Origin of the sequence: Cohnella sp. GCM10020058, assembly GCF_042683485.1 — a bacterium.
GTDB lineage: Bacteria > Bacillota > Bacilli > Paenibacillales > Paenibacillaceae > Cohnella.
This window is the reverse complement of record NZ_JBHUJV010000002.1, coordinates 144,752-156,779: the sequence shown is the minus strand read 5'-3', so window position 1 is coordinate 156,779 and position 12,028 is coordinate 144,752. Positions and strand designations below refer to the sequence as shown.

At 58.8% G+C, this 12,028-nt stretch carries 12 protein-coding genes; 7 read left to right on the top strand and 5 right to left on the bottom strand.

Going from position 1 to position 12,028, the window contains the following annotated elements; translation table 11 throughout:
* Positions 1 to 24: 24 nt before the first annotated feature.
* Entirely contained in the window at positions 25 to 1,203 is a 1,179-nt protein-coding gene (locus tag ACFSR7_RS03915; protein WP_378159230.1) for a nucleoside recognition domain-containing protein, read from the bottom strand.
* Positions 1,204 to 1,414: 211 nt separating this feature from the next.
* Between ACFSR7_RS03915 and ACFSR7_RS03910 the strand changes: the two genes are divergently transcribed.
* The 3 genes from ACFSR7_RS03910 (at position 1,415) to ACFSR7_RS03900 (ending at position 4,518) form a co-directional block, all read left to right on the top strand.
* Entirely contained in the window at positions 1,415 to 2,914 is a 1,500-nt protein-coding gene (locus ACFSR7_RS03910; protein WP_378159229.1) for an aminoacyl-histidine dipeptidase, read from the top strand.
* Between the two features lie 474 nt (positions 2,915 to 3,388).
* Positions 3,389 to 3,766 carry a globin domain-containing protein gene (locus tag ACFSR7_RS03905; protein ID WP_378159228.1) on the top strand — a complete coding sequence of 126 codons (378 nt, stop codon included), beginning with the start codon at positions 3,389 to 3,391 and terminating at the stop codon, positions 3,764 to 3,766.
* 50 nt (positions 3,767 to 3,816) lie between these two features.
* A complete protein-coding gene (locus ACFSR7_RS03900; RefSeq protein ID WP_378159227.1) occupies positions 3,817 to 4,518 on the top strand; it encodes a DUF2225 domain-containing protein in 702 nt (233 codons plus the stop codon).
* A 7-nt stretch (positions 4,519 to 4,525) separates the two neighbouring features.
* Here ACFSR7_RS03900 and ACFSR7_RS03895 read toward each other — a convergent pair whose 3' ends face one another.
* Positions 4,526 to 4,762, bottom strand: a complete 237-nt coding sequence (locus ACFSR7_RS03895; RefSeq protein WP_378159226.1) for a hypothetical protein — start codon at positions 4,760 to 4,762, stop codon at positions 4,526 to 4,528.
* A gap of 133 nt (positions 4,763 to 4,895) precedes the next feature.
* On the opposite strand from ACFSR7_RS03895, the gene ACFSR7_RS03890 reads away from it, so the two are divergent.
* Positions 4,896 to 6,686 carry a M3 family oligoendopeptidase gene (locus tag ACFSR7_RS03890; protein WP_378159225.1) on the top strand — a complete coding sequence of 597 codons (1,791 nt, stop codon included), beginning with the start codon at positions 4,896 to 4,898 and terminating at the stop codon, positions 6,684 to 6,686.
* Positions 6,687 to 7,183: 497 nt separating this feature from the next.
* Positions 7,184 to 7,600: an O-methyltransferase gene (locus ACFSR7_RS03885; RefSeq protein WP_378159224.1), complete on the top strand. Its 417-nt coding sequence runs from the start codon at positions 7,184 to 7,186 to the stop codon at positions 7,598 to 7,600.
* 63 nt (positions 7,601 to 7,663) lie between these two features.
* Here the strand turns inward: ACFSR7_RS03885 and ACFSR7_RS03880 are convergent, their stop codons facing one another.
* Complete coding sequence (locus ACFSR7_RS03880) at positions 7,664 to 8,704, bottom strand: permease (RefSeq protein ID WP_378159223.1); 1,041 nt, start codon at positions 8,702 to 8,704, stop codon at positions 7,664 to 7,666.
* A 578-nt stretch (positions 8,705 to 9,282) separates the two neighbouring features.
* Between ACFSR7_RS03880 and trpS the strand changes: the two genes are divergently transcribed.
* Positions 9,283 to 10,290: a tryptophan--tRNA ligase gene (trpS, locus tag ACFSR7_RS03875; protein WP_378159222.1), complete on the top strand. Its 1,008-nt coding sequence runs from the start codon at positions 9,283 to 9,285 to the stop codon at positions 10,288 to 10,290.
* A gap of 53 nt (positions 10,291 to 10,343) precedes the next feature.
* Here trpS and ACFSR7_RS03870 read toward each other — a convergent pair whose 3' ends face one another.
* Positions 10,344 to 10,529 carry a hypothetical protein gene (locus tag ACFSR7_RS03870; protein ID WP_378159221.1) on the bottom strand — a complete coding sequence of 62 codons (186 nt, stop codon included), beginning with the start codon at positions 10,527 to 10,529 and terminating at the stop codon, positions 10,344 to 10,346.
* A 104-nt stretch (positions 10,530 to 10,633) separates the two neighbouring features.
* Here ACFSR7_RS03870 and ACFSR7_RS03865 point away from each other — a divergent pair, with 104 nt between their 5' ends.
* Positions 10,634 to 10,858 (top strand): alpha/beta-type small acid-soluble spore protein, encoded by a 225-nt coding sequence (locus ACFSR7_RS03865; RefSeq protein WP_277539477.1) that lies wholly within the window; start codon positions 10,634 to 10,636, stop codon positions 10,856 to 10,858.
* Positions 10,859 to 11,020: 162 nt separating this feature from the next.
* Here ACFSR7_RS03865 and ACFSR7_RS03860 read toward each other — a convergent pair whose 3' ends face one another.
* Positions 11,021 to 12,004 carry a metal-dependent hydrolase gene (locus ACFSR7_RS03860; RefSeq protein WP_378159220.1) on the bottom strand — a complete coding sequence of 328 codons (984 nt, stop codon included), beginning with the start codon at positions 12,002 to 12,004 and terminating at the stop codon, positions 11,021 to 11,023.
* Between the last annotated feature and the right edge of the window lie 24 nt (positions 12,005 to 12,028).

The window sequence follows — 12,028 nt, the reverse complement described above, 5'->3', positions numbered from 1 at the left end:
GCTTAAGACAATGCCGCCCGGCGCTCAGCCCGCGTAAAGCCAGGGCCAGAGCACATACACGAGCGCGACGCTCAGCCCTGCGTGGAGCAGCCGCGAACGCGCGAACGGGCCGTACCGCCAGCCGGTTCGTCCCATCAGTCCGGCGACCTGCGCATGTACGGACAGGCCGGCCCACGACAGGACGAACGCGGCCGCTGCCACGCGGTCGATCAAGGCGGCAGGGATGCCGGCCGGCCCCGCGCCGGCCGCTGCCGCTGCGTTGCCCAGCGTTACCTCAAACGTGCCCTGCACGAAGGCGCCGGCGAGGCCGGGCTCGAGGCCGAAGAGCTGGAGCGCCAGCACGATGGCGTGCTTAAGCGGAAGCAGCAGCCCGCTGTGCAGAAGCAATTGGAGCGTAGCCGAAAAGCAGACGACCAGTCCGCCGACGACGATCATGAGGGCGAGCGAGGACTTTACGGCATGGTTGAGCACAATGCCGAAAGGCCGGCCGTCTGCCATTCGCGCCTGGTGCATCGCCAGGATCGCGTGCTTGATTCTGCCAAGTCCGAGCCTTGAATCTTGGAGCCGGTCGCCTGCTGCGGATGAAGGCCTCTCCATGGTCTTCCGCGATCTTTCCTCCAGCTTCGGCTCCGGCTCCGGCTCGTCCTTGCGCCATCGCAGCAGCAGTCCGAGCAGCATGGCGCCGCCGTAATGCGCTGCGGCCAGCACCGGCACAATGTCGAGCCGTCCGAAAAATCCAAGGCAGACCGCGCCGATAAGAAAAATCGGGTCGCTGGTCGTCGTCATTGCGACCAATCGCTCGCCCTCGCCGCGACTGAGCAGGTTTTGTTCCATGAGCTGGGAGGTCAGGCGAGCCCCGATCGGGTAGCCGGCTCCGAAGCTCAGCGCCAGCACGAAGCCGCCGGCCCCCGGAATGCGGAACAGAGGCCGCATCAGCGGATCGAGCAGCGTGGCGGCCAGATGGACGATGCCGAAGCCGAGCAGCACCTCGGACAGCACAAAGAAGGGAAACAAAGCAGGAAATAAAACTTCCCACCAAACGGACAGGCCTTTGAGCGAAGCTTCGAGCGCGACGCCGGGCATGAGCAGCACGAGCAGTCCGATGAGCAGAACGCAGGCGCCCACCCCGGTAACGGCTGCCAGCCGCAGTCCTCTCCGTACGAAGCCGGCACTGCCTTTTCGCGACAAGATGAAGTCGGACACGAGCGCACTTCCTTCCCTCGACCAAGCTACCCTCTTGTCCGAGTATATGCGCAGCTCGCCGGGAAAATTTCAGGGACGGCGCAAATGCGTTTCTCCGGGCCGAGGTTGCTTAATGGGAGCGACTGCTATATATTGCAAGCGTGAGCCTATCGACGCGGCTTGCCGCGCCGGCATTTTCCGATAACGAATCGAGAGCGAGGAGGCGGAACGATTGAGCGGCGAGAACGTCCAATCCAAGCTTTATAGGGGCGAATGTCCCGTTATACCCTACTTCGAGGCGTTGTCCGCCATACCGCGGAGCTCCGGCCATGAGCAGGCTGCGAGCGACTATGTAGCAGCATTCGCAAAGGCGCGCGGGTTTGAAGCCGTGCAGGACGCTTCCTGGAATCTGGTTATCCGCAAGCCTGCAACGCAAGGTTACGAGCAAGCGCCGCCGGTCATCGTGCAGGGGCATCTGGACATGGTCGGAGAAAAAAACGAGGGTGTCGACCACGACTTCCTAAACGATCCGATCCGGCTGCGGGTGGACGGCGACTTCATGTCGGCTGAAGGCACGACTTTGGGCGGGGACAACGGCCTTGGCGTCGCTTTCGCAATGGCGCTTCTGGACGATCGCAGCGCAGCGCATCCTGCGCTCGAGATCGTGCTGACAACAGAGGAAGAGACGTCGATGAAGGGCGCAAGAAAACTGGATACAGCTTTACTGCACGGCCGAATGTTGATTAACCTGGATTCCGACAGAGAAGGCATTCTCTATGTCAGCAGCGCCGGCGGCGCGCGGGCTTACCACACGGTGCCCGTCGCGTGGACGGAGGCTAACGGGGCGGGTCGCGCCGGGCGCCTGCGCGTATGCGGACTCGTAGGCGGCCATTCGGGCGACGATATCGTCCACGAGCGCGCCAACGCCTGCGAGCTGCTCGGTCGGGTACTCGACGCCTTGCGCAAGCGGCTGCCCTACGCCATCGCGGACGTGCGGGGCGGGTTGGCATCCAATGCGATTCCGCGGGAGGCCGAAGCGTCCTTGTACGTGCCGCCGGCGCAATGGGCGGAAGCCGAAGCGACTGTACGGGAATGGGAGGCGCATTTTAGATCGGAGTATGCGGTCTCCGACCCGGGCGTGAGCGTCTCCCTCGAAGCGGACGATTCCGGTACGGCTGAAGCGGACGGTGCAGCGCAGATCTTTTCCGAAGCGTCGAAAAGCATGCTCGTCGATTCGCTGCTGCTCATCCCGAACGGCGTTCTCCGGATGGACAAGGCGATTCCGGGGCTGCCGCGCACGTCAACCAACGTCGGTACTGTGAAATTGACTGCCGAAGGCGTGAGATTCGAGAGTCTGTTGCGAAGCTCGCTTAGGTCGGAGCTCGACGCGGCCATGAAAAGGATGGAGGCGCTCGCCCGCGTGATCGGCTGCGGCTTCGAGGCGGGCGATTACTACCCTGGCTGGCCTTATCGGATGACATCCCCGCTCCGCGACGTTTTTCTGGACGTTTATGCGCGCGAGCACGGAACGCCGATGGAGGTAAAGGCGGTGCACGCCGGCATCGAATGCGGCATTCTCGCAGACAGGATCCCCGACCTGGATGCCGTATCGTACGGGCCGGACCTTTACGACATCCATACGCCAGACGAGCGGTTCCGCATTTCCTCTGTCGAGCGGACGTGGAATTATTTACGCCAGGTGCTGCAAGCGCTGAAAAATCCGTCCGTCTGAGAAACGGTAGAGACCTCTCCATTCCAGGGGAGGTCTCTTTAGGTAAGCTGCGTGCTGCCTCCCTAGATAAAATTACACCGCACCGCGTCCCCGCCAGCAGACTTGAGATGAGACGCAATTTTTTATGTAAGCGATTGCAAAAAAGTAATGTAGCTGTTACATTCGTGTGGTACAATAGAACCAAGCTTTCGAGATTGCTTCAGGGAGTGATGAACATGGCAGGAATCGTCGCTGGGCTCCTCATGTGCGCTTTCGTGTATGTCATTCGGGAGTCGCTCAGCGGTCCCGAGGAAGAGATTTAACTCCCGGGTCACCGGTTATCTTACTTCATTCGATCGCCCGCCGAGGGCGATTTTTGTTTTGTGCAAAAACAGCAAAATTAGGATAGAAGTCTTAAATCTTTGTGGTATAATTAAGGGACCTCAGGAAGTAAGTCCCGATACCTGCAAATGAATCGGGAGGAGATTGCAACCTATGAACTACGGAAGCGTGTATGAAGCGATTGGCGGAGCGGCTACCGTCCGCAAGATGGTCGAAGGATTTTACCCGAAGGTGCTGCAGCATCCGTTGCTCGCACCGCTATTTCCGGAAGACATCACGCCTGTCATGGACAAGCAGTACATGTTTCTTACGCAGTTTTTCGGGGGACCTGCTTTATATTCCGACGCCTATGGACATCCGATGATGCGGGGAAGGCATCTGCCGTTTCCGATTACGCCGGCGAGAGCCGAGGCTTGGCTGGACTGCATGCGGCGCTCGCTCGACGAGACGGAGCTGTCCGAGGAACTCAAGGCCTTCGTGCTCGACCGGCTGTCTGGTCCGGCGCATCATTTTGTGAACACCGAAGAGTAACTGACCGTCTCGCGCGTTCGCCGGGACGCGTCCCACATGGAGGGATTGGGATGGACCCCCTGTACCAGACCAAGGTTGCATGCGTATGCTGCGAAGCCGAATTCATGACCTCCAGGGTAAGACCGAGCCTGAAGCGCGCAATTCGTTCGGATACGGACTTTTGTTCTTATTTCAAATCGGTGAATCCCGATTATTATGTCGTCCGCGTATGCCCGTACTGTGGGTACGCCTCGACGGAAAATTCAAGCCAGCGCCTTGTGGACTGGCAGCGGAGCGCTTATCTCGAGCGCATCGGCAAGCATTGGAAGATGCACGATTACGGCGGGGAGCGCAGCGCGGCAGACGCGCTGGCATGCTACAAGCTCGCGTTGCTGACGGGACAGACCATCAAGGAAAAGGATCGCGTCGTTGCGGGCATTTTGCATCATATCGTTTGGCTGTACCGCTACGAGGGCAATGGGGAGCAAGAGCGAAGATTCCTGCAGTACGCGCTTGAAGCCTATATCAAGACCTATCAGTCCGAGCGCGAGCTGATGAACAACGCCCGGCTGCTGTACCTGATCGGCGAGCTGAATCGGAGGCTCGGTCATTTTCACGAGGCGGTCAGATGGTTCAGCCGGGTCATCCACGACAAGAGCATCCTGGATTCGGCGATGATACGCGCCTCGCGAGAAGGATGGCAAGCTGTCCGCGAAGAGATGTCGGGCAGAGGCGCCGAGCTGCCGGAAGAAATGCAGCGGATCGGGAGCTGAAGGCGAATCAAGCGCGAAGCGGCTTGTTCGCAAGCAGGTAGTCGCTGTCGGCGTCTACGAGCTGAAGTCTCGACCGGCAGCAGGGCATTACGATCGTACGCTTCATGAGGCCGCCGCGCAGCTGATCAAGCTCCTCGGGCTTCAGCGGCAGTCGTACGTGGGATTGGCCGCAGAACGGGCATTCGGAGGCGTACACCTCGTTCATCTGGATGTCGTAAGGCAGACTGTTGCGAAATGGAATCATGCTCTTCTCCTCTCCTCTCTGGCAAAACCGTGTCCATTAACGATACAATAGTTGGGACGGGCTGACAATGTCCGGGTGCCGGAGGCTAACGGTACGCGGATCGCCGGCAACGCAAGAGAGGACGGGATCGAATATGACGGACAGCTACTCCCAAATTTGGGATCTGGACAAAATTTTCTCCGGGGGTTCCGAATCCCCGGAATTTGCTGCGTTCTCCGAGGCGCTCGACAAGGAAACGGGCGCGCTGCTAGCGGAGCTTCAATCCGTCGGTGAAGGCGAGGCTGCGAAGGAAGAATCGTTGAACGACTGGACGAACAGGCTTCAAGACCTGATGGCCCGGCTGCGAGAGGCATTTTCCTATGTAGGCTGTCTGTCGGCTCAAAATATGGAGGACCGCAAGGCGACCGCCTGGACGGAGAAGCTCCAGACTTTGTCCGCCAAGCTAGGCCAGGCGCTCGATCTGTACGATGCGGCACTGGCTCTGGTGCCGGAGGAACGACTCGAGGCTTGGATCGCCTCCGAGGCCGTATCCGAGATCGCCTTCGTGATCCGCGAACGCCGGGATTTCGTCAAGGAAAAGCTGCCGCCCGCGCTCGAGGCGCTCGCCGGCGAATTGGCCGTCGACGGCTACCACGGCTGGGGCGAGAACTACCAGACCATCGTCAGTCGAATCGCGATTCCATGGGAGGAAGATGGCGCGGTCAAGACGTTGTCCGCAGGGCAGGCCTCCAACAAGCTGTCGCATCCCAGCCAACAGGTGCGGGATGAGATGGGCGCCAAGTGGGAGGCGGCTTGGGCCGGACAGGCGGATCTGGCAGCGGATTCCCTAAACCGGCTTGCCGGATTCCGACTCAAGCTGTATCAGGCGCGAGGCTGGCAGGATCCGCTCAAAGAGCCGCTGCTGATCAACCGGATGAGCCGGGATACGCTCGATGCGATGTGGGAGGGCGTCTCGAGCGGGATGGAGCCGCTCAAGCGCTATATGGCGGCCAAAGCCAGTCTGCTTGGCAAGGAAAGGCTCGACTGGCACGACGTGTCGGCGCCGGTGGGCGCGGAAGGCGGAGCGATCGGCTACGACGAAGCCGCGGCGCTGATCAAGGATGCCTTCGGCAGCTTCTCCCCTGCGCAGGCCAAGCTTGCCGAGCGTGCGTTCAGCGGGCGCTGGATCGAAGCCGAGGACCGGGCGGGCAAGCGGCCGGGCGGCTTCTGTACGGACTTCCCATTGACGGGGGAAACGCGTATTTTCATGACCTATTCGGGAACGCCTGACAACGTCTCGACGCTGGCTCATGAGCTGGGTCATGCTTATCACGACGTATGCGTGGACGGCTTACCGCAGTTCGGACGCAACTACGCGATGAACGTCGCCGAGACGGCGTCCACGTTCGCCGAAGGGCTCGTCAGCGACGCGCTGCTGCGGGCGGCCGGCAGCGACGCGGAGCGGTTGTCGCTGCTGGACGAGCGGCTGCAGCGGGCTTCGGCGTTCTGCAACAACATCAGAGCGCGGTTCCTGTTCGAGACGCGATTTTACGAAGCGCGCAAGAGCGGGATGCTCGACGTTGATGCGCTCAACGAACTGATGGTGGCGGCGCAGAAGGAAGCGTTCGGGGACGCGCTGTCGTCCTGGCATCCGCACTTCTGGGCGGCCAAGCTGCACTTTTATGCGACCGACGTGCCGTTTTACAATTTCCCGTATACGTTCGGATACCTGTTCAGCACCGGTATCGCCGCCGTGGCGGAAGCCGAAGGTTCGAGCTTCCACGAGCGCTACGACCGGCTGCTGCGGGATACGGGCCTGATGACGGTCGAGGAGCTCGGCCGGCGCCATCTGGGCGTCGAGCTCGACAAGCCGGCGTTCTGGCAGGCTGCCGTTCGCCGCGCGACGGCTGACGTCGAGGCGTTTGAAGCGCTGTGCGCGCGTTGAGCCGTCGCGGCAATGGTCGCGGCAATAGGTAGCCGCGTGTGGTATATTAGAGATATACGCGTTAAATGGACGGCGAGCATCGCCGTCATTACGAATGATGCCGATAAGGCTCGGTAAAGGTAGCGGAAGAACCGCACACATTGAGTGTGCGGTTCTTTGCGTTTTCGGGAATTTTCGTTTTAGTAGGCGCATTCGGCGGGCATGAGAGGGCGCAACGCCTGTCGTAGTGCAGGGGATGGGCGCTCGGCGGGCTCTAAAGGGCAAATCGCCTGCCGTAGTGCAGGGGGATGGGCGAGCGTAATTACTGGCCTCAACCATCTTCCATTGTGAAGAAAAATTGTTACAACATCTCAAAAAAAATAAAAAAATGCATGATTTAGTCGAATATTCTAAATTTTTTGTTGAAATACTTCATATATTTGCCTATAATGATGCTTAAGTCGCAGGGAATACATGGCGACAATGGTTTGTATATCCCATATAAGAGGAGGAGAATTATGGTTTATGAGTTTGAAGTCCCGCTCGCGAGGCAAGTGGAGATGGCGATTCGGCAGATGGAAGGCGAACTGAAGGGCATGACGGCCGGCACGATCGTTTTGCAAGTGCGCAATGATACGGTAGGTAAATTCGGCATTCGTCATCTGCCTGTCGATCTGGCGGAACGCCGGGCAACGGGAGATGCCAAGCCGGAAGGGCTGACTGATGACTCGATCGGCGAGCTGCGGAAGGCGGCGGTGGAGTCGATCAAGCGAAAGAAGAGCTGGACGCATGGCGAAGTTACATATGATTTTGTAATCAAGCAAGGCAAACTATACTTAAGTGTAACGTTTGAATCTAACTATAATATGGCAAATGTTTTATTTCATGTGAATCATAAAAAAATGGGAAAAAAAGATCGATCCGGCGAGCTTTAAGCGGGGAGATTCGCGAATAGAAGGAGGCAAGCGCCGCGGCGCTTGCCTCTTCTTTGCGTGCTTTCAGTTTAACCACTGCAGCCGTTCCGCAGCAACCGAACCGACCAGTACGAGCGCAAAGACGAGCAGCGCAAAACGGATCACGAATCCTTTTCGGAAGACGGACAGCATGACGGTCAACCCTTTGAGATCGATCATCGGCCCGAAGACGAGGAAGGCCAATATTGCGCCGGGATGGAAAAGACCGTCAAGAGGCGCTGCCACGAAGGCGTCGGATGTAGAGCAAAGAGAGAGCAGGAAAGCGAAGCCCATCAGGAAAATATGGGACATCCAGTTATGGCCCGCCGCTGCTTCTATCGTTTGCGCTCGCAGCACGGTTTGAACAAGCGCCGTCAGTGCGGCTCCGATCAGTAGATACTTGCCCATATCGCGAAGATCAATCATGGCGTGCGAGAAAATGGATGAAAAGGCACCGGTAATACGCGTCAGAAAACTCGCTCCTTCACGCACCCCATGCCCATGCCCATGCCCGTGCCCATGCCCGTGCCCATGCCCGTGCTCGTGCTCGTGCGAGCAGCCGCCAAGGCTGTCGTCCTCCTTAAGCGGGCTGCGCCGCAGGAAGAGCAGCAGGGCCGTGCCGGCGGCGAGCGCGACGGCCAGGGCGAGCAGCAGGCGGGCGAACGCCATTGACGGATCGCCTTTGAAGGCGGCGACGGTGGACATGAAGACGATCGGATTGACGACCGGTCCGGCGATGATGTAGACGATGCCGATATAGGCGGGCAATCCTTTGCGGATCAGGCGGCGGGCGACGGGGATCATGCCGCATTCGCACAGCGGGAGCGCAAGGCCGAGCAAGCTGCCGAACAGGACGCCGCCCGTGCGGCTTTTGGGCGCGACGGCGCGGACGAGCTTGTCGCTGACGAAAGTTTCGAGTGCCGCGGAGACCAGCGCCCCGAGCAGCAGAAAAGGAAAGGCGTCGAGCAGGACGGAGAAGAAGGAACGAAAAAATACGGACGGCCAATTCGGGTTCAGCTTCCAGACGACATATAAGCATCCTGCGGCTGCCGCCCAAGTCGCGCCTCGTAGTGCGGTTAAGGTCATGGCTATGCACGCTCCTCTCCGTTCGGACGCGCGCGGGCCATCGCCCCGCGAGGCCGGAGAGCCGCGCCGGCGTCAACGATTACAAATATGCGCGTCTTGTCCCGTTCCAGAACCGCAAATTGACAAGCTGCTCCGACGGCCGTCACCGTCGATCTTAACAAGCGCCCAGGACGGTTGACATCTATCGCGCCTCGCGTATAATGAACGATAACATACGAGGCGTTGATGAGAATAAGTAAGCGTGGCAAGGAACTTCAGAGAGCCGGTGGCTGCTGCGAACCGGCGTTCCTCCAAGGCCGAATGGATCTCGGAGCCGACTGGGAAACGAATCTTTGCGCCTTCAGGCTGCATGCCCGGCTTGACGTGCAAGGCTTCCCATCCAGTCCGTCCGTTCCCCGTTACCGGAACCAAAGGCTCACGCCCGGCGCACTGTCTTCTATTGGCGGCTGCGATCGACGCGAGCGAATTAAGGGTGGCACCACGACTTCTTCGTCCCTTTGACGAAGAGGTCTTTTTGCGTTCAACGCGCGCTTGCAGGGCAAGCCCCGTATCTTAACGAAGCGAAGGAGCAATGGACAATGAGCGAAGCAAACGGTAAGAAACGCGTCCTCTCGGGCATACAGCCGAGCGGACAGCTGACGCTGGGCAACTACATCGGCGCCATGAAAAATTATGTGTCATTGCAGCATGAATGCGACAGCTACTTTATGATTGTGGATTTGCACGCGATTACCGTGCCGCAAGAACCGGCAGCGCTGCGCGAAAATACCGAATCGGTAGCGGCGCTTTACCTGGCGGCCGGCATCGATCCGGAGAAAGCTGCAATTTTTGCCCAATCCCACGTGCACGAGCATGCCGAACTGGGATGGATGATGACGACGCTCTCCTACATGGGCGAGCTGGAGCGGATGACGCAATTCAAGGACAAATCGGCGGGCAAAGAGGCGGTCGGCGCAGGATTGTTCGTGTATCCGCCTCTCATGAGCGCTGACATTCTGCTCTACAAAGCGGATCTGGTGCCGGTCGGGGACGATCAGAAGCAGCATTTGGAGCTGACGCGCGATCTGGCGGGACGTTTCAATCACCGCTTTGGCGAGACGCTGGTCGTGCCGGAGCCGTTTATTCCGAAGGTGGGCGCACGCATCATGTCGCTCGACGACGCCTCCAAAAAAATGAGCAAGAGCAATCCGAATGCGGGCAGCTACATCGCGCTGCTCGATCCGCCGGACGTGATCCGGAAAAAGCTCTCGCGCTCGAAAACCGACCTCGGCCGCGAGGTCGTCTACGATCCGCAAAATAAGCCGGAGATCAGCAATCTCCTCAGCATATACGCGAACTGCTCGGGAGAGTCAATCGAAGACATTCAAAGCCGGTACGAGGGCAGAGGCTACGGGGACTTTAAAAAAGATCTCGCGGAACAGGTCGTCGGCGTGCTTGAGCCGCTGCAGCGCCGTTATGCCGAGATCCGGTCCTCCGGCGAGATTCACCGCATTCTTCGGCAGGGTGCGGAGAAGGCGAGCGCTGTCGCCGCGAAGACGCTGTCCGAGGTAAAGGAAGCGATGGGTTTCCTGCCGCCGCTCAAATAATACAAAAAGGCCTGCAATGCCCTCGAAGGAGGCTTGCAGGCTTTTTTTTGCGATCAACGTTGCTGAATTTCCTGTCGTCTTGCGATCTTCGCCTTCAGCGTGAAGCCCCAGCCAATGAAGCCGAACGCCAGCACGGCCAGGCCAGACGCGAGCCAACCGTTGTAATCGATCGATATCGCCGTACCCAGCAATAGCAGCATCGAGACGACCGCAAACAGGAGTCCCAAAGGTTTGTTCAAAATGTGTTCACCTCCGAGTATAGTTTTCTTCAAGCATAGCATAATAACAACGCAAGCTTGCAACCAACACCAATCTAAGCAGGGCGAAGGGAGAAATATCAATCATGGCAAGCAATAGCTCCGGTTCCCGTAATCAAGTTCTGGTCCCTCAAGCAAAGGCTGCGCTGCAAAGCATGAAGACGGAAGCCGCTCAATCCCTGGGCGTTCAAATTCCGGCTGACGGCTACTACGGCAACGTCACTTCCCGCGACGCAGGCTCCCTTGGCGGCTACATCACCAAGAAGCTGGTCCAAATGGCCGAGCAACAACTTTCCGGTGGCAGCCGCTAACATCCGTTAGCTCACCGAAAGCCCGAGGCAACCCCTCGGGCTTTTATTGTGCGCTTAAGCGACGCCGAGGTCAACCGTTGCAGGCAAAAAAAGCGGGCGAAAACATAAAAAAGACGGCTTGCAGCCGTCTGATCGCGGAACCCAGCGCTTCATTCTTTTTGGTCAATAAGCATTCATGCGAAGCCGCTTCTCCAGGCGATCGTCGCTCAGCCAACCGACATAGGATTGAAAGACCTTATAGGAAGCATCCATCATAACCGTCGCGACAAAAGGATACTGCTTGCGGTGGCGATAACGGATATCGATCCAGCGTACTTCGTAGCCCCACGGCTGCTCCCGGACTTGCGCGCATGGGAATGGCGTGACATTCAGCAGGGCCTGCACGTCCTTGTTCTTTTTGGATGCTTCGACTGCCGGGTGAATGTCGCACTTCGTATGATCGATCCAGTGCACGGCGCCTTTGTCCCATTCGCCGATGGCGAACGTGCAGTCCGTAGATTGCCGTACCAGATTCCAGCGATGCAAATTCAGCGTAGGCAGGAGCGTGTATTGGTCGCCTTCGCGCCGTTCGGGGTCCAATGCAGGGATACGTCCCGACAGACGCCGATGCGCGACGCTTCGCCAGGCATAATAAATGGCCAGCAAGCCATACAACACGGGGAATACGACGGTAGGTCTCGCCCAACCGGTCAGCCAGAGCAAAATGGCGACCAGATGCGCGCCGAAGATGAACGGGTCGAAAATATGGATGATATTCCAAGCGATCCATTTGCGCGTCACGGGCCGGAACGCCTGGGTGCCGTAGGAATTGAACAGGTCGCTCAACACATGGATCATGACGGCGAGCAGCACCCACAGCCCGATATGCCACCACGACACACTGCGGAAAATGAGGGAGAGCGCAAGCGTGATCAGCACGGTCCATCCGGCGATGGCGGGAAAAGAGTGGGACATGCCCCGGTGGTTTTTGATATAATCGGCATTGCTCTTAAAACGCAGCACGGTGTCGAAATCTGGGGCTTGTGAGCCCGCGATCGTGCCGATCAGCACCGCGACGGGGCCGTACGGCTCGGAGGCGACGACGGGATCGATCAGGGCGAGCCCGCCCAGTCCGAGCCCAAAAACGAGATGCGTCCCGGAATCCATGACCATGATCTCCTTTGCCGGCAA

Bases quoted from the DNA above. Each gene is read 5' to 3' on its own strand.
- ACFSR7_RS03900 (WP_378159227.1), top strand. From the start codon at position 3,817: ATGGACCCCCTGTACCAGACCAAGGTTGCATGCGTATGCTGCGAAGCC.
- trpS (WP_378159222.1), top strand. From the start codon at position 9,283: ATGAGCGAAGCAAACGGTAAGAAACGCGTCCTCTCGGGCATACAGCCG.
- ACFSR7_RS03885 (WP_378159224.1), top strand. From the start codon at position 7,184: ATGGTTTATGAGTTTGAAGTCCCGCTCGCGAGGCAAGTGGAGATGGCG.
- ACFSR7_RS03865 (WP_277539477.1), top strand. From the start codon at position 10,634: ATGGCAAGCAATAGCTCCGGTTCCCGTAATCAAGTTCTGGTCCCTCAA.
- ACFSR7_RS03895 (WP_378159226.1), bottom strand. From the start codon at position 4,762: ATGATTCCATTTCGCAACAGTCTGCCTTACGACATCCAGATGAACGAG.
- ACFSR7_RS03860 (WP_378159220.1), bottom strand. From the start codon at position 12,004: ATGGATTCCGGGACGCATCTCGTTTTTGGGCTCGGACTGGGCGGGCTC.
- ACFSR7_RS03880 (WP_378159223.1), bottom strand. From the start codon at position 8,704: ATGACCTTAACCGCACTACGAGGCGCGACTTGGGCGGCAGCCGCAGGA.
- ACFSR7_RS03890 (WP_378159225.1), top strand. From the start codon at position 4,896: ATGACGGACAGCTACTCCCAAATTTGGGATCTGGACAAAATTTTCTCC.
- ACFSR7_RS03905 (WP_378159228.1), top strand. From the start codon at position 3,389: ATGAACTACGGAAGCGTGTATGAAGCGATTGGCGGAGCGGCTACCGTC.